This window comes from Nonomuraea sp. CA-141351 (genome assembly GCF_050944675.1).
GTDB lineage: Bacteria > Actinomycetota > Actinomycetes > Streptosporangiales > Streptosporangiaceae > Nonomuraea.
On the sequence record NZ_CP191982.1, the window covers coordinates 11,122,910 to 11,140,161 of the forward strand.

Sequence of the window (17,252 nt, forward strand, 5' to 3'; positions counted from 1 at the left end):
TCACCCACGTCGGCGGGTGGTGCTCACCGTGCGCAGCCGTAAAGAATTCAACGATCAAGACGCGCGCCGGACGATGGTGATGGAGCCGGGCGGCAAAGGCTGGGCGTAGCCGGCCGTCCAGGACTGGCCCTGGATGCGTTCGAAGGACAGCAGCCGCCCGTCAGAGGCGCGGTAGTCGGCGAAGTCCAGCAGCCCCCGGTCAGGGTGGCCCGTGTCGCCCTCGCTGCGGAAGGCCGCCGTCCCCCGCTCGATCGGGAAGAACTCCACGCCCTCCATGATCAGCATGCTCTTGGCCGGCACCATGCCCTGCGTGGGCACGTCGGTCCAGAGCAGCACCTCCAGGTGCGGCGGATCACCGGCATGCGCCTCCACGGACAACCACTGAAAGCGGCGCGAGCCGTCCCGCAGGAGGTATTCGGTCCACTGATGCCCCTGCCACGAGACGTGCATGGCGCCGAGCACGCGTGCGGGAGACCCGTGCACCTCGATCCGGTCGCCGACCCGGATCGTGCGAGGGTCGGTGTAGTCGGTGCCGGCATGCCCGGGCGCGCTGACCGGCGCCGGCAGCGGGGTCTCGACGGGAGCGACCTCAGCCGGCGGCGCGCTCGTGCGGCCCTTCCTGTCTTGCCGCAGGGTGGCCAGGAAGGCCCCAAGCAGCAGCAGGACGGTGGCGATGCTCAGCCCGAGTACGACCATGGAGGTCATGCTCATCGATCAGCTCGCTCCACTCGCGGTCTGCCTCGGCAAAAGCCCTTATCTATTTATGCGTTTCTAGCCCGTTCGGCTGGCTTATGACGGGCGATCCTACTGGAGGCGGCGCACCGCCGCAGCGATCCGCTCATCAGTCGCCGTTACGGCGATGCGGATGTGCCGCTCACCTGCCGATCCGTAGAACTCTCCCGGCGCGACCAAAATGCCGATTTCGGAGAGCTTCGCCACCTGGTCCCAAGCGCTCTGCCCGTTCGATGCCCAGAAGTACAGTCCGGCCGTCGAATGGTCGATGTGCCACCCCGCCCGCTCGAGCGTGGGCCGCAGCAGGGCGCGGCGGGCTGCGTAGAGCTCGCGCTGCTGGTCGGTGTGCGCGTCGTCGCCGAGCGCGGCCGTCATGGCGGCCTGTACGGGCTGGGGCATGAGCATGCCGGCGTGCTTGCGCGTCTCCAGCAGCCGCTTGACCAGGACGGGGTCACCCGTCACGAACCCGGCGCGGTAGCCGGCCAGGTTGGAGCGCTTGGAGAGCGAGTGGACCGCGAGCAGCCCCTCGTGGGAGCCGCCGCAGACGTCGGGATGGAGGATCGAGACCGGCTCGGCCTCCCAGCCGAGCTCGATGTAGCACTCGTCGGACGCGACGACCGTGCCGCGCTCGCGTGCCCAGGACACCACCTTGCGCAGATGCTCGGCGGGCAGCACCCGGCCCGTGGGGTTGCCCGGTGAGTTGACCCACAGGAGGTCCACGCGCTCAGGGCCGAGCGCGAGTGTGCTGTCAGAGGCCGTGCCGACCGCCCCGGCCAGCCGGGCGCCCACGTCGTAGGTGGGATAGGCCAGCTCGGGGAAGACGACCCGCCCGGCGCCCAGGTAGGTGGGCAGCCAGGCGACGAACTCCTTGGAGCCGATCAGCGGGAGCACGTCCTGCTGGTCGACGGTGACGCCGTGCCTGCGGCGCAGCCACCCGGCCGCGGCCTCGCGCAGGGCCTTGGTGCCGTGGGTCAAGGGATAGCCGGGGCTGTTGGCCGCCCGCACGAGGGCGTCCTGGACGATCTGCGGCACGGGATCGACCGGGGTGCCGACCGAGAGGTCGACGATGCCGTCGGGATGTGCGAGCGCGCGTTCCTTGTACGGCTCCAGGCGGTCCCAGGGGAAGTCGGGCAGTTTGTTCACGGTTCTCCAGGGTTGTGCGTTGCCGTACTCAAAAAGCGCACGCCAACGGGGCGCATCCGACCCGGATGCCCCCCGTGTACGGCGTAGACAGGACCGGCTAGTGGTCCTCGCCCTGCGGCGGCAGGGCAGCCACCACCGGGTGGTCCTTGTCTATCTTCCCGACCTTCGAAGCGCCACCCGGCGAGCCGAGGTCTTCGAAGAAGTCCACGTTCGCCTTGTAGAAGTCCTTCCACTGCTCGGGAAGGTCGTCCTCGTAGAAAATCGCCTCGACGGGGCATACAGGCTCACACGCGCCGCAGTCCACGCACTCGTCGGGGTGGATGTAAAGCATGCGCTCGCCCTCGTAGATGCAATCGACGGGGCATTCCTCGATGCACGCCTTGTCCAGGACGTCCACGCAAGGCTGCGCGATGACGTAGGTCACCTCGAGCTCCTTCTTCTCCAGCACCATGGCATGACTCTGACCGCGGTTTGCTACGCCCTAGTATTGCCGTGCTTGCCAGCTGGCCGAAACGGAGGGTGGCAAACTCGTGGCTGCACGCCTTGTCATCGCGATCACAAGTCAGGATATAGGCGCACGGATCACCACCCGTAGGCGCGTTCCAGGGGGATTTCGCGACGCTGTGGGCATCCTCGTGTCGTGGGAGGACGGACTTCTAAAAGTTCGCAAAAAGGACGGCACGCTGGTGGAGATCCCCGAAGAGACGCTGGTGGCGGCCAAGGTCGTTCCGGCCGCGCCTCCTCGACCTGGGCGGATGCAACAGTAAGTATTCGTAGTGTGACTGTACGTACCTGCGCCGCCGCCGCAGCAGCCATCATCGCCAGCGCCGGATGCGGCGCGTCGTCCACAGACCACAACTCGGCCCAGCCCAAGAACCTGCCTCCGATCAACGTCCAGGCAGGCTCGATGAAGGCCGGCTTCACCACGATGGAGCGGCTCGTCGACGCCGCCAAGCGCGAAGGCCAGCTCAACGTGATCGGGCTGCCCCGCGACTGGGTCAACTACGGCGAGGTCATCGAGGCGTTCACCGACAAGTACGGGATCAAGGTCAACGAGCTGGAGCCGGGGGCCAGCAGCAAGCGCGAGCTGGACGCCGCCGCGCAGCTCAAGCCCGACGTGTTCGACCTGACCATGGACGTGGCCGTCTCCGGGGCCGACCGGCTCGCCCCGTACAAGGTCCAGGGCTGGCAGGACCTGCCCGACGACGTCAAGGATCCCTCCGGCGCCTGGTACGCCGCCTACGGCGGCTACATGTCCATCGGGTACGACCCGCGCGCGGTCAAGCCTCCCGCCTCCTTCGCCGACCTGCTCAAGCCCGAGTACCGGGTCGCGCTCGACGGCGACCCGCTGCGCTCGGAGGGCGCGTTCGACGGCGTGATGGCGGCCTCCATGCAGTCGGGGGCGCCCCGGCCGGAGCAGGGAGTGGCGCTTTTCGCCAAGCTCAAGCAGGCCGGGCGGCTCACCGACCTGACCAAGGCCAACGTGGTCGTGGCCTGGGACCACCTGAACGCCGCCCGAAGCGCCGCGCACTCGGACGCCTGGAAGGTGACGATCCCGCGGGACGCGCCGCTCGGCGACTACCACATGCAGGCCATCAACAAGGCGGCCCCGCACCCGGCCGCGGCCCGGCTCTGGGAGGAGTTCCTGTTCTCGGACGAGGGCCAGAACCTGCTCCAGAAGGGCTTCGCCCGCCCCGCCCGTGGCGAGGCGATGCAAATGAAGGGCACGCTCGACGCCGAGCAGGCCGCGAAACTTCCCAAGGCACCCGGCCCTCCGGTGCTCATGACGATTCCGCAGGCAGACGCGGCGAAGGAGTATCTGAAGCGGGAGTGGGCGAAGAGCGTCGGATGAGTCCGATGTGACTTGATATGTCGTAGGGACGTTCAGGCTCTAAAGTGAACAGACAGCACGGCCACGGGGGCCCGATGTCTGATCGAATGAGAGCTGATCGTCTTGCGATACGACACACCGAGCTTGGAGCGGTGGAACAGTCGCGCCTACGACAGCAGCTTCGGCTACGTCTCGACGCAGGGCGCGCCGCTGGTCGATCTGCTGGATCCGCGCCCCGGCGAGCGCGTGCTCGACCTCGGGTGCGGCACGGGCGTGCTCACCGCGCAGCTCGCCTTCAGGGGCGCGGACGTACTGGGCATCGACGGTTCCCCCGCGATGATCGAGAAGGCCCTCGCGCAATACCCGGGGATCAACTTCATCGTCGGCGACGGGCACGACTTCACCGTGGTGGACCCGTACGACGCGGTCTTCTCCAACGCCGCGCTGCACTGGATGAGCCGCGACCCCGGCACGGTGATCGCCAACGTGCGCGAGGCGCTGACCCCCGGCGGGCGTTTCGTCGCCGAGATGGGCGGGGCGGGCAACTGCGCCGAGCTGACCGCCGCGATGCTGACCGCCTGGCGCGAGTACGGCTTGCGCGAACCCGACCTGCCGTGGTACTTCCCCACGCCTGCCGAGTACGCCCGCCGCCTCGAGCAGGAGGGGTTCGTGGTCAGGTTGCTGGAATACTTCGACCGGCCGACCCCGCTCGACGAGTGCCCCGGCGGGGCCGCCGACTGGGTGCGCATGTTCGCCGCGCCGGTGCTCGAAGGGCTCCCGCCGGACATCGTGGAGCCCTTGCTCCGTCGCGTGAACGAGTTGGCCGCGCCCGCGCTCCGCAGAGAGACTGGCTGGATGGCCGACTACGTGCGCCTACGCTTTGCCGCTGTTCGGCGTTGATGCGTTGTACATGATGCGTAGGGCTGTTTTGCCGGACTATGGTCTGTTCCGTGGGCGGCGAGATTACGGCTGCACCGCTGCGGCGGCGTGAGGGGCTGGTGAACGGAACGGGATGAACTTCTGCCTGAGCGACCTCGTACCACCGTTGAGGTGGAGCGACGCTTCGACGATCATGCTGCTCACGGGGCAGCCGGATCTGCCGGACGCGTGGTGGCGCAGCCTGCCCATGCCGCACGTCCTCACGGCGATCGGCCCCGAGGCGTTGGGCGAGCTGCTGACGGAGATCGCCCTGGAGCACTGGCCCGCGGCCGCGGTGGGCGACGTCCTGCCGGCGCTGCACGTCCTCGACCCTGAAGAGGCGGACGAGCCCGCCGTCGCGATCGCCCTCGACCGGGCCGGATCGTGGGCGGGGCTGCTGGCGCTGACCAGCAGGGAACTCGTGGACCAGCCCTTCATCCAGGCACGGCCGGTGCTGAACACGCTGTTCTCGGCGGTTCTGGTACGTCTCCCACACCCGCAGGTGGCGGCCCACCCGTCGCCCGTCGCGCATGAAGCGGCCGGCGAGCCCGCACACGTGGCCGAAGTGCCGTCACATGTGGCCGTGGAGTCCTCGCACGCCGCCGAAGTGCCGTCGCGCGCGGCCGTGGAGCCCTCGCACGCCGCCGAAGAGCGGGAGGCCGCCGAGGCGGAGCCCGCGCTGCCCGTGGCCCACGAGCCGGCCCACGAGCCGGCCCCTGAGGCGGTCGCGGACGAGCCCTCGCCTGAGCCGGTGGAGGAGCCCGACCCCGTGGTCCGGTTCGCCGCCGCGGGGTCGGTCATCGACGAGCCCGAACCTGCCGCCCACTTCTCCCCCGCCGGGTCGGTCATCGACGAGCCGGGGCCTGTGCCGGCCGCCGATGAGGACGCGGCCGAACCCGCCGCCGCGGCCGTGGAGTCCACCGATTCGGAGCACGCCGCCGAGGATGAGCGACCAGCCGAGGCCGAGCACGCCGCCGAGGCGGAGCACGCCGCCCATGAGGAGGTCGCGGCGCTTCACGAGGGCGCGCCCGAGCCCGCCGAGAACGGCGAAGGCGAGCCCGTGGCCGCCGAGCCGCACGACGCCGCCCTTCACGAGGGCGAGGCCGTGGCTGCCGAGCGGGTGCTGGACGCCGACGCCGAGCCGGTCTCCGACGAGGCGCCCGAACCCGACCCGCAGCCCGTGCTCGACGCGGCCGAGGAGCCCGCTCCCGAACCGGCGGCCGAGGAGGCCGCGGCCCTGGAGGCCGAGAGCGCGGTCGAGGAGCCCGAGCCCTCCGAGGCGCCGGCCCCCGAGCTGGAGCCCGTCCAGGCGCCGGCCCCGGAGCAGGAGCCCGCCGCAGCGCAGGAGGCCGCCCCCGCGCAGGAGGCCGCCCCCGCGCAGGAGGCCGCCCCCGCGCAGGAGCCCGCCCCGGAGCAGGAGCCGGTCGCGGTGGCCGGGCAGGAGCAGGAGTTGCCGGAGCTCATCGAGGCCGCGTTCGCCGGGCTCGACGACAAGAGCTGGGCCGTCGCGCAGAACCGGGTCTTCACCGACGAACCCTCCGCCGTGGACCAGCTCGCCAAGCTCTTCGCCGTCCCCCCGGCCGAGATCTCCGCGACCGAGGACGAGTTCCGCACCCGCCTCGACCACTGGCTGGCGAGCGAAGAGGCGGCCCCGTACCGGGCGCATCTGGACGAGCTGCGCAGGACCCTGGGCCCGGCCGTCCACAAGGAGCAGCTCATCGGCGCGGCCGACTGGCACAACGTGGAGATCCGCGCGCTGGAGGTCCCCGCCTGGCAGTTCGTGCTGGCCACACTCTCGCCCCAGCGCGAGGCCCGGCCTGAGCCGCAGCTCCAGCAGCAGCCGCAATCCCAGCCGCAGCTCCAGCCGCAGTCGGCGTTCGGCTCCGCCCAGATGCCTCCGCCCCCCGGCCCGCCGCAGTTCCAGGCGTTCACCCCGCCCGCCCCTCCGCCGGAGGAGTCCAACGGCGGCTCGGGCGAGCACAAGCCGTACCAGCCGCTGAAGGACGTCTCCCAGACCAGGCGCTGCTTCAGGCAGCCCGACGGCCGCTGGTGGCTGCGCATCGACGTGACCGCCGAGCAACTGGCCGGAGGCGAGTGCACGCTGCCGACGGGGTTCGCGTCGTATCTGGGCCTCTCGCCCGGCGAGAGCAGAACGGTCCGGAGCGCCGCCGGCGAGCTGACCATGGCATGGCACGGCAGGCCGGTGCTCGAGTCCATCGAACGCCTCCTGGTGGACGTGGGCGCGCGTGAGGGCGGACACCTGTTCCTGACGCTGTCGGACGAAGGCGTGCTCAGGGCCAGGCACCTCCCGGTCGCCGCGCAGGGCGCCGAGAAGATCACCAAGGCGCTCCGCCTGGTGGGCTACACGGCCCCGGGAGGCACCCGAGATCAGGCGGCCAGAGTGATCGCCACAAGGATCGGCATGACGGGGCCGGTCGCACTGCCCGACCTCCTCACCAGGCTCCGCGAACGCGGGGACCGCGATCTGCTCGAACTCCTGGACTGAGCCGGTGCCGCGGCTCGCGATCGGCCCTGAGTTTCCCAGGGAGCTCAGCGCACTGGCCCAGCCGGTGCGCAGGGAGGCCGTGGTCGCGCTGCGCCGGTTCCTGCTGAACGTGGCCGGCGCCCCGCACCCCGAGCGGGTCAGGGGCGGCCGGGACCCGCGGGTCGCGACCCTGCGGCTCGCCGAGGGGCACCGCGGGGTGGTGGTGCGGCAGCGGGACGTGTACTGGCTGCGTACGGTGCTGCCCGACCCCGACGCCTGGTCGTACGCGCGCCGCCACAGGTACGGCGTCAACCCGGTGATCGGCGTCGTCGAGGAGTGGGACGCCGAGGCGCTCGAACGTGTCGAGCCGGCGTTACGCAGGTCGGCCAGGTCGGCCGGGCTGTTCGACCCGATCTGCGACGGCGACCTGCTGGGACTCGGCCTGGACGTGCACGCGCTGCCGCTGTTCCGCCTGATCACGACCGAGGCCGACGTGGCCGCGCTCGAACCTCTCCTCCCGCCCACCCAGCACAGCCTGCTCGCCGTGCTCGCCAGGGGCGGCTCGCTCTCCGAGGCGTGGCGCGAGCTGGACACCTGGCGCGCGACCGACGAGGAGATCGGCCCGATCGACCCCGAGGACCTGCACGCGGCGCTGCGGCGCAGCCCCGACAGGGCGGTGTTCGTCGCCGACAAGGTGGAGCTGGACCGGGTGCTCGGGGCCCCCGACTGGTGCACGTTCCTGCAGCCGCCGCAGCACCGGCTGGCCAGGGCAGGCCGCTACGAGTACCCGGTGCTGGTCGTGGGCGGGGCGGGCACCGGCAAGACGGTGGTCGCCCTGCAGCGGGCCGCCCATCTGGCCGCGCATGGGTCCGGCCCTGTGCTGCTGGTGACGTTCACGCAGGGGCTGGCCGAGGATCTGTCGGCGAAGCTCGACCTGCTGATCGAGGACGAGGTGGTCCGCAAGCGGGTCGAAGTGGACAACACCGAACGCCTGGCCCTGCGCATCGTGGCCGACGCGGAGGGCCGCCGCCCGGCGCTGGTCGGCCCAGGGGCGCGCACGCTGGCCCAGCTGACGGACGAAGCGCTCAGGCTGCTCTCCCTGGCGACGGGCGACCTGCTCGACGACGTGGATCCCGGGCGCAAGCCGTACCGTCACATCGTCGTGGACGAGGCGCAGGACGTCAGCCCGGCTCAGTGGCGGCTGCTGCGCGCGGCGGTGCCGCGGGCGGCCGATGACCTGTTCATGGTCGGCGACCCGCACCAGCGGGTCACCGACACGCGGGTGACGCTCGGCGCGGTGGGCATCCCCGCCGTGCAGCACACGCTCAGGATCTCCTACCGGCTGCCTCAGGAGCTGCTGTCCTTCGCGGTGCGGATGCGCGGCGGCCCGGCCGGCGGCCTGGTCAGGGGCATGACCGATATGTACGGCTTCCGCTCGACGCGCAACGGCGACCGCCCGATCATCAGGGCGTACGACACGCCGGAGTCGGAGCTGGCCGGGCTGCGCAGCACGGTCGAGGCGTGGCTGGCGGACGGCGTGCCCACGGACGAGATCGCCGTCGGCGCGCGGACCTCGCGGCTGGTCCGCGAGGCCAGGCGGGCGCTGGACGGCCTGGACGTGCAGGCGTCGACGTTCCAGCAGCTCAAGGGACTGGAGTTCGAGCGGGTGGCGCTCATCGGCGTGGCGGAGGGCGTGGTGCCCGAGCCGCCGCCGGAAGAGCCCCCCATGGATCTGGACGTTCGGGCTCGTGCCCTGCAGCGCGAACGGAGCATACTGTTCGTCGCCTGCACGCGTGCGCGTGCGATGCTCTATATCTCCCATTACGGAAGAGGCAGCCCGTTTTTGTCACTCTAATCACATAGTCTGAACTGCGGATATATCGTCCCATTGCCGGTTGGACCTCAATGAACCTCAGCCTGAGCGACCTCGCGCCACCCCTGCGATGGACCTCCCCTGGTCAAATCGCGCCGATCGTGGAGGAGCCACAGCTGCCAGAGGCCTGGTGGCAGGCGATCCCCCTCGATCGCGCGTGCGCCATCGCCGGGACGCAGACCGTGGCCGGCCACCTGGCCGACCTCGCTGTGGCCTGCTGGGGTCATCTGATGGTCGGCGACATCCTTCCGTTGCTGCGCTTCTCCGACCCGCCCGAGTCCGAGCGGACGCCGGAGACGCTCGGCAAGGACGTGGTGCAGAAGTTGTTCAGCGGGGTGTTCGAGCGGCTGCTCGAGCCCGCGTCCGAGGCCGTGCCCACGCCGTCCAGGCCGTCGAGGCCGGACAGGCCGCTGCCCGAGCTGATCGACGAGCTGTTCGGGGCGCTGGACGACCGGCAGCGGGCCATCGCCCGCGACCGGCTCTACGCGGCGCAGCGGGCCACGCTCGACGAACTGGCGCAGCGCTTCTCGGTGACGCGCGAGCGGATCAGGCAGATCGAGCGCGACCTGCGCGATCATGTGGACGCCTGGCTCGGCAAGCCGGAAGCCGCCGCCCTGGTGGCGCACGTCGCCTGGCTGCGCGGCCGGCTGGGGTCCGCGGTCCCTGCCGACGACCTCCAGGTCGCCGTTCCGTGGCATCGCACCGAGCTGCGCTCGCTGGGGATCCCGGCGTGGCGGTTCGTGCGTACGCTGCTGACCGGCTACGAGCAGGCCGACGGCTGGCTCGTGGCGGGCGGCGCGGACGAGCTGAGGGAGAAGACGCGGCAGCTGTTCGCCGACGGGCCGCGCCCGATCGGCGAGGCGGTGACCATGGTCGCCCAGCTCGGCGTGCGCGAGGACGTGGCCGAGCGGTGGATCCTGGCCGTGCCGCAGCTGCGCGTGCTCGGCCAGCACGTGGTGCCGTGGCCGCGCAGCATCAACGAGAAGGCCGAGGCGGTGCTGGCGGTGGCGGGCACTCCGCTGTCGCCCGAGGAGATCCAGGAGCGCATCGGCGAGGACTACAGCCTGGTCGGCATCCGCAACCAGCTCACCGCCGACGAGCGCTTCCGCCGGGTCGACAGGAACAAGTACGGCCTGACGCGGTGGGGCGGCGACGAGTACCTGGGGATCAGGGAGATGATCGCCAGAGAGATCGAGCGCGCCGGGGGCGAGGCCTCGGTGAGCACGATCGTGACAAACCTGACCTCGAAGTACGAGGTCAGCGAGAGTTCGGTGCGCGCTTACTCGGGCGGTCCCGGGTTCGAGCGCACGCAACGGGGCTGGATCAGGGTGGCGGGCACCTCGCCGAGCGGGGAGTCGGAGCCGTACCAGCCGCGTAAGGACGTGTCGGAGACGCGGCGCAGCTTCCGCTCCCGCGACGGCCGCTGGTGGCACCGGGTGGACGTCAACGCCGAGCACCTGCGCGGGTCCGGTTCGCCGCTGCCCACCGGTTTCGCGGCGTACCTGGGGATGGCGCCGGGCGGGCAGCTCACCGCCTCGACCCCGTCCGGGGACGTCGTGATCAGCTGGCACAACCAGCCGACCATGGGCTCGATCCGCAACGTGCTGGCCGACTTCAAGGCGAGCGAGGGCGACCACGTCTTCCTGACCGTGTCGGACGGCGGCGAGCTGCTGACCCGCTACCTGCCTGCCGCGCCGGTCGGGATGCCGCCGGTGAACCGGGCCCTCTACCTCATCGGCTACACCGCTCCCGTCAGCTCGGAGATCGAAGGGCTGCGGTTGATCGGGGCCAGGATCGGGATGCCCGACACGGCCACGCGCGAGGAGGTGCTCGGCAGGCTGCGCGAGCGCGGCGACCGGGACATCCTCGGCTTCCTCGGCAGTTGAGCTCTCCGTCGGTGGTTGAGCCCTTCCTCGGCGGTTGAGCTCTTCGTCGGCGGTTTGAGCCCTTCGTCGGCGGTTTGAGCCCTTCGTCGGCGGTTAAGCTCGGAGGATGCTCCGGATCTACGACACTCGCGCCAGGCAGGTCGAGGAGGTCGCCGCGGGGCGGGCGTTGCGCATGTACACGTGCGGTCCGACCGTCTACCGCCATGCGCACGTGGGCAACCTCCGCACGTACCTGCTGTCCGACCTGATCAGGCGAGTCCTCGAACGGCGGCGGGTACGCGTGCTGGCCTGCCAGAACATCACCGACGTCGGCCACCTGACCGACTCGGGTGCCGACAAGGTCCTGGAGCAGGCGCAGGCCGAGAAGCGGTCGGTGCGTGAGCTGGCCCGCTTCTACGAGGACGCCTTCAGGGACGACACCGCGGCGCTCAACATCCGCCCGCCGGAGCACACGCCGCGGGCGAGCGAGACCGTCGACCTGATGATCGAGCTGATCGCCAAGCTGGTCGAGCAGGGGCACGCGTACGAGGTGCCGGACGGGTCGGTGTTCTTCGACGTACGAACATTTCCCACTTACGGCGATATTTCTGGAAATCGCCTGGATTCGCTCAAGCCTGCCCACCGCATCGACGCCGTGGACCCCCGCAAGCGCTTCCACGCCGACTGGGCGCTGTGGAAGCCGTCCGGCGGCGAGCTGACGTGGGACTCCCCGTGGGGCCGCGGCTTTCCCGGGTGGCACGTGGAGTGCTCGGCCATGTCGCTGCGCTTCCTCGGCTCACGCTTCGAGGTCCACGTCGGCGGGATCGACCTGCGCTTCCCTCATCATGAGGACGAGCGGGCCCAGTCCAACTCGGCGGCCGGGCACGAGGTCGTGCGTAACTGGGTGCACGGGGAGCACCTGCTGTTCGACGGGCGCAAGATGGCGAAGTCCACGGGGAACGTGGTGCTGCTGTCGGACGTGGTCTCGGCCGGTCTCGACCCGCTCGCGGTGCGGATGGCGTTCCTGGAGCATCGGTATCGGCAGCAGCTGAACCTGACCTGGGACACGTTGGGGGCCGCGGACCGGACGGTGCTGAGGTGGCGGGCGCGGGTCGCCGAATGGTCGGAGTCGCCCAGCGCGCCGATGGCCTCCGAGTACGTGGAGCGGGTCGAGTCGGCCTTCGACGACGACCTGGACACGCCGTCCGCACTGCGGATCCTCCGGGAGCTGGAGCGTGACCCGTCGGTGGCGCCCGGGGCCAAGTTCGAGACGTTCCTGCATGTGGACCAGGTGCTGGGGCTGGACCTTTCCACGGAGATCGGCAAGGCGCGGGTGCTGCCTCCGGGTGCCGGGGAACTGCTGGAGTCTCGCGCCCGGGCGCGGGGGGCCGGCGACTGGGAGGAGTCGGACCGGCTGCGGGACCTGCTGGCGGAGATGGGGGTCCGCGTCTCGGACACCCCCGACGGCCAGACCTGGTCCTGACAACCCCCGCGCCCCGCCGCCACACGACGTCACCCAGTCCGTCCTTTCGCCGAGCCCACCGGCGCCGGGTCGGTGAGACGCAGCGCGGGACGGGACGGCACGGGACGGCACTCTCGGCGCGCCAGCCGACGGCCCTTCAACACGCCCCAGCACACTCCATGCGCCAAGACCGAAAGTCGCGCCCGCGCCCGGCCCAATCCGCCCACGCGGCAAGACGGATGCGGTGGGTGAGGTGGCCGTTCTCGACCGTAATCGCCGTCCGAAAAGTCCTCCGCCGAGGGTTGTAAACCCGGCCGGAGGAGTGATCCCGGGCTGACAGACTTAGTGCCAGTTCGGCAGTGATGGAGGTGTCGGTGAGGCCCTATGCGTGGATGCCGCGGCCGTTGCGGTGGTTCGCTCGGGTGTTGTCCGTCCTTGTCGCACTGGCCCTGGTGCTGGCAGGGGTGCTCGTCTACACGGTGCGGAAGTCGTTCCCGCAGGTGGACGGGTCGCTACGGCTGCCGGGCCTAAAAGGAAATGTGGAGATTTATCGGGATAAATCAGGAATCCCGCACATCTACGCCGACACCGCCGCGGACCTGTTCATGGCGCAGGGATTCGTCCACGCCCAGGACCGCTTCTACGAGATGGACTTCCGCCGCCACCTGACCTCCGGCCGCCTCTCGGAGCTCTTCGGCAAGGCCACGGTCGACAACGACAAGGCCATCAGGACCATGGGCTGGCGCAGGGTAGCCGAGCAGGAGCTGCCCGAGCTGTCCCAGCAGACCCAGGACTACCTGAACGCGTACGCGAAGGGCGTGAACGCCTGGTTAACCGCCAACCCGAACGCGTCCGACCGCAGCCTCGAATACTCCATCCTGAAGATCCAGAACGGCGGCTACCAGCCGGAGAAGTGGACCGCGGCCGACTCGGTGGCCTGGTTGAAGGCCATGGCATGGGACCTGCGTTCCAACATGGAGGACGAGATCGACCGCGCGCTGGCGCTGACCAAGCTGCCCAAGGAACGGGTCGAGCAGCTGTACCCCGGCTACCCGTACGACCGCCACTCCCCGATCGTCGCCGAGGGCACCATCGACCAGGGTCGCTTCGACCAGCACGCCGAGCCGCGCATTCGCGCCTCCCGGGTGCTCTCCCAGGCCGCCAGGACCCTGAATGCCGTGCCGAGCACGATGGGCACCGAGGACCGCGAGGGCATCGGGTCGAACTCGTGGGTGGTCTCCGGCGAGTACACCAAGAGTGGCAAGCCGCTGCTGGCCAACGACCCGCACCTGTCGCCACAGATGCCCTCCGTCTGGTATCAGGCGGGGCTGCACTGCAGGAAGATCACGGAGGAGTGCCCTTACGACGTGACCGGGTTCACGTTCTCGGGCGTTCCCGGCGTGGTCATCGGGCACACGGACAAGATCGCGTGGGGCTTCACCAACCTGGGACCCGACGTGGCGGACCTCTTCCTGGAGCAGGTGCATGGCGACACGTACCTGTACAAGGGCCAGCAGGTGAAGCTGGAGACCAGGCAGGAGCAGATCAAGGTCGCGGGCGGCGCCCCGGTCACGATCACCGTCAAGAGCACGCGGCACGGCCCGTTGATCAACGAGGTGATGGACGACGCCCAGCCCAGCGGCGAGGCCAACGCGGTGGCGCTGCAGTGGACGGCGCTGGCGCCGGGGAAGACGGCCGACGCCGTCTTCGCGCTGAACAAGGCGGGTGACTGGGGGGAGTTCAAGGCCGCGGCGGCACTGTTCGACGTGCCCTCCCAGAACCTGATTTACGCCGACACCACGGGCCAGATCGGCTACCAGGCTCCGGGGCGCATCCCCGTACGGGAGGCGGGCGACGGCACCTGGCCGGTCCCGGGATGGACGGGCGAGTACGACTGGAAGACGGCCCCCATCCCGTACGACCAGTTACCTTCGGTGGAGAACCCGGCGGACGGGTTCATCGTCACGGCGAACAACGCCGTCATCGACCCGAAGCGCTACAAGCCCCTGCTGACCAAGGACTGGGCGCACGGCTACCGCTCCCAGCGCATTCGCGACCGCATCAAGGAAGCGATCAAGAAGGGCCCGATCGACGCGACGACCATGTCGGCGATCCAGCAGGACACGTACAACGGCTTCGCGGAGACGCTGGTCCCGGCTCTCATGCGGGTGGACCTGGCGGGGCCGAGCGGCGAGGCCAGGCAGCTGCTGAAGACGTGGGACCGCACACAGGGTCTCGACTCCACCCCCGCGGCCTACTTCAACGCCGTGTGGCGCCAGGTGCTCATGCTGACGTTCAACGACGATCTGCCGGAAGGCGCCAGGCCCGCCGGAGGGGACCGCTGGTATGACGTCGTCGGGCGCCTGCTCGACCTTCCGAACGACCCCTTCTGGGATGACGTGACCACGAAGAACCGCAAGGAGACCCGCGACGACATCCTCCGCCAGGCGCTGGCCTCGGCGTACCAGGAGCTGTCCGACCGGCTCGGACCGGAGGTCAAGTCCTGGCGCTGGGGTGACCTGCACCAGTTGGAGCTGGTCAACGGCTCGCTGGGGACGTCGGGGATAGGGCCGGTGGAGGCGCTGCTCAACCGCGGGCCGTTGGCTGTGGCGGGGAGCAAGGACGCCGTCAACGCCACGGGTTGGAACGTTCAGAGGGGGTACGACATCACCGCCGTACCGTCGATGCGCATGATCGTCGATCTGTCGGACCTGGACAAGTCCCAGTGGATCAACCTGACGGGCGCGTCGGGGCATGCCTTCCACGACAACTACTGGGACCAGACGGAGGCCTGGGCGAAGGGCGTACTGCTGCCGATGTACTCGAAACCCGAGTCGATCAAGAAGGCGGCCGTCCACACCCTCAAGCTCACCCCCTGACCGAGGACCGGGCCCGAACCCTGGGCCCGAACCCATCCCGGAACACGCGACCGGGCCGGGCCCGAACAGCGCCATTCGCCAGGTCCGAGCGCAGACCGGGATGTACGACCTGGGTCCGGCGCCGCACGTCCCCGACCGTACGACCCTAGTTGTAGAGACGATCCAAACCCTGAGCCGACGCACCGCACCCCGCCCTCCTGCCAGCATGGCGCCATGAATCGCCTCTGGTACCTCATCGGAGTCCTGCTCGTGCTCGCGGGCCTCGTTCACCTGGGCGTGTTCGTCGTGGACGGCGGGCCGTGGGAGGGCGCGGTGTCGTGGCGCAAGCCGTTCACGTTCGGTGTGTCGTTCGGGCTGAGCGTCCTGACGCTGACGTGGGTCTCCCAGTTCGTACGGCTCCGCGCCCGCTCGCTCCTGCTCGGCGCCTTCGCGGCGGCGTCCACGTTAGAGGTGGCCCTGATCACCGTCCAGGCGTGGCGGGGCGTCCCGTCGCACTTCAATATGGAGACCGCCTTCGACGCCACCATCGCGAGGACCCTGGCGGTAGGCGGCGGCGTCCTCATCGCCATCACGATCACCATGACAATCGCCGCATTCCGCCCCAATCCGGACGTCACGCCGAGCATGCGCCTGGCCGTACGCGCGGGCTTCGCCACCCTGCTCGCCGCCATGGCATTCGGCGCCATCATGATCGCCCGCGGGGTCCTCGAGGTGGTGACGGGCAATCAGCAGCTCGCATACACAGTGGCCGCCACGCTGAAGCCCGCCCACGCCGTGTTCATGCACGGCGTCCTGCTCCTTCCGGCCCTGTCCTGGCTCCTGTCCCGCACCCTGCCCTCGGAGGCCGTCCGCCTCCGCTGGATACGCCTGGCCACCTGGCTCTACGTGGCCGTGGCCGGCGCCGTCTCCGCGCTGGCCGTGGCGGGCATCACCGTCCTCACGCCGTCCACCGCCTCCCTCCTGTGCGCCGCCGCCGTCTCGGGCCTGGCCATCGCCGCGCTCGCCCTGGGCACGCTGAAGGCGCCGTCAGGTCGGCCGCACGGGTCATGAAGCAATCGGATGCCGTGCTGGCCTCGCAGATCAGGAAAGGGACCTGCGGCCTGGCGAGAAGCCGCTCCCTCCAGGGAGCGGAGGACGCACTGTTACCCTCTTGCCTTGTGACTGATCGACGCCTTCTCCTCGTGCACGCACATCCGGACGACGAGTCGATCGGCACCGGCGCGACGATGGCCAAATACGTCGCCGAGGGCGCCCACGTCACGCTGGTGACCTGCACGCTCGGCGAGGAAGGCGAGATCATCCCCAAGGATCTCGCCCATCTGGCCGCCGACCAGGACGACGCGCTCGGGCCGTACCGGATCGGCGAGCTCGCCGCCGCCTGCCAGGCGCTCGGCGTCGAGGACCACCGCTTCCTGGGCGAGCCCGGGCGCTGGCGCGACTCCGGGATGATGGGGGTCGCGTCCAACGACCACCCGAAGGCGTTCTGGCGCGCCGACCTCGACGAGGCGGCAGGGGAACTGGTCAAGGTCATCCGAGAGGTACGGCCCCAGGTGCTCGTCACGTACGACGACAACGGCTTCTACGGGCACCCCGACCACATCCAGGCCCACCGGGTTTCGCGCAGAGCGTTCGAGCTGGCGGCCAACCCGGACTTCGGCGAGGGCGAGCCGTGGCAGATCGCCAAGTTCTACCACACGGCCCTCTCCCGATCCGGCATGCGGCGCACGTCGGAGGCGCTGCGCGAGGCCGACGTCGACTTCCTGATCGAGGATGTGGACGACATGCCGTTCGGCACCGCTGACGAGGACATCACCACCGAGATCGACGCCCGCCCGTGGATCGGCAACAAGCTGGAGGCCATGCGGGCGCACGCCACGCAGATCAGCGTGGACGATCCGTGGTTCGCGCTGTCCAACAACGTCGGCCAGGAGGTCCTGGGCGTCGAGCACTACACGCTGGCCTTCGGCGTGCCCGGCCCTCCGGTGCCCGGTCCGCCCGTTGAGGCGGGCGGACTCGGTGAGCCGCACAACCGCGAGAACGATCTATTTGCCGGCATCGACTAAC

At 70.1% G+C, this 17,252-nt stretch carries 13 protein-coding genes; 10 read left to right on the forward strand and 3 right to left on the reverse strand.

Annotation, left to right across the window (positions count from 1 at the left end; translation table 11 throughout):
* Positions 1-54 precede the first annotated feature (54 nt).
* The 3 genes from ACQPWU_RS52190 to fdxA all read right to left on the reverse strand — a co-directional run bounded on the left by ACQPWU_RS52190 (position 55) and on the right by fdxA (position 2,299).
* Complete coding sequence (locus ACQPWU_RS52190; RefSeq protein ID WP_433434267.1) at positions 55-711, reverse strand: DUF4178 domain-containing protein; 657 nt, start codon at positions 709-711, stop codon at positions 55-57.
* 93 nt (positions 712-804) lie between these two features.
* Positions 805-1,875 carry a succinyldiaminopimelate transaminase gene (gene dapC, locus ACQPWU_RS52195; protein WP_433434269.1) on the reverse strand — a complete coding sequence of 357 codons (1,071 nt, stop codon included), beginning with the start codon at positions 1,873-1,875 and terminating at the stop codon, positions 805-807.
* 97 nt (positions 1,876-1,972) lie between these two features.
* Positions 1,973-2,299 carry a ferredoxin gene (gene fdxA, locus ACQPWU_RS52200; protein ID WP_080047500.1) on the reverse strand — a complete coding sequence of 109 codons (327 nt, stop codon included), beginning with the start codon at positions 2,297-2,299 and terminating at the stop codon, positions 1,973-1,975.
* 106 nt (positions 2,300-2,405) lie between these two features.
* Here fdxA and ACQPWU_RS52205 point away from each other — a divergent pair, with 106 nt between their 5' ends.
* From ACQPWU_RS52205 to mshB, 10 genes are all read left to right on the forward strand, one after another.
* Positions 2,406-2,642 (forward strand): hypothetical protein, encoded by a 237-nt coding sequence (locus tag ACQPWU_RS52205; protein ID WP_433434271.1) that lies wholly within the window; start codon positions 2,406-2,408, stop codon positions 2,640-2,642.
* A gap of 11 nt (positions 2,643-2,653) precedes the next feature.
* A complete protein-coding gene (locus ACQPWU_RS52210) occupies positions 2,654-3,727 on the forward strand; it encodes an ABC transporter substrate-binding protein (protein ID WP_433434273.1) in 1,074 nt (357 codons plus the stop codon).
* A gap of 102 nt (positions 3,728-3,829) precedes the next feature.
* The gene (locus ACQPWU_RS52215) at positions 3,830-4,606 is read left to right on the forward strand and encodes a class I SAM-dependent methyltransferase (protein ID WP_360690386.1); all 777 of its coding nucleotides are present in this window, start codon (positions 3,830-3,832) and stop codon (positions 4,604-4,606) included.
* 112 nt (positions 4,607-4,718) lie between these two features.
* Entirely contained in the window at positions 4,719-7,130 is a 2,412-nt protein-coding gene (locus tag ACQPWU_RS52220; RefSeq protein WP_433434275.1) for a hypothetical protein, read from the forward strand.
* Between the two features lie 4 nt (positions 7,131-7,134).
* The gene (locus tag ACQPWU_RS52225) at positions 7,135-8,964 is read left to right on the forward strand and encodes a UvrD-helicase domain-containing protein (protein WP_433434277.1); all 1,830 of its coding nucleotides are present in this window, start codon (positions 7,135-7,137) and stop codon (positions 8,962-8,964) included.
* Positions 8,965-9,083: 119 nt separating this feature from the next.
* A complete protein-coding gene (locus ACQPWU_RS52230; RefSeq protein ID WP_433434279.1) occupies positions 9,084-10,868 on the forward strand; it encodes a sigma factor-like helix-turn-helix DNA-binding protein in 1,785 nt (594 codons plus the stop codon).
* Positions 10,869-10,974: 106 nt separating this feature from the next.
* Positions 10,975-12,330 (forward strand): cysteine--tRNA ligase, encoded by a 1,356-nt coding sequence (gene cysS / locus ACQPWU_RS52235; RefSeq protein WP_433434281.1) that lies wholly within the window; start codon positions 10,975-10,977, stop codon positions 12,328-12,330.
* A gap of 371 nt (positions 12,331-12,701) precedes the next feature.
* The gene (locus ACQPWU_RS52240) at positions 12,702-15,188 is read left to right on the forward strand and encodes a penicillin acylase family protein (RefSeq protein WP_433445519.1); all 2,487 of its coding nucleotides are present in this window, start codon (positions 12,702-12,704) and stop codon (positions 15,186-15,188) included.
* A gap of 213 nt (positions 15,189-15,401) precedes the next feature.
* Positions 15,402-16,238, forward strand: coding sequence for a hypothetical protein (locus ACQPWU_RS52245; protein ID WP_433434283.1), 837 nt, complete (start codon positions 15,402-15,404; stop codon positions 16,236-16,238).
* A gap of 107 nt (positions 16,239-16,345) precedes the next feature.
* The gene (mshB, locus tag ACQPWU_RS52250) at positions 16,346-17,251 is read left to right on the forward strand and encodes an N-acetyl-1-D-myo-inositol-2-amino-2-deoxy-alpha-D-glucopyranoside deacetylase (protein ID WP_433434284.1); all 906 of its coding nucleotides are present in this window, start codon (positions 16,346-16,348) and stop codon (positions 17,249-17,251) included.
* Position 17,252: the final 1 nt, after the last annotated feature.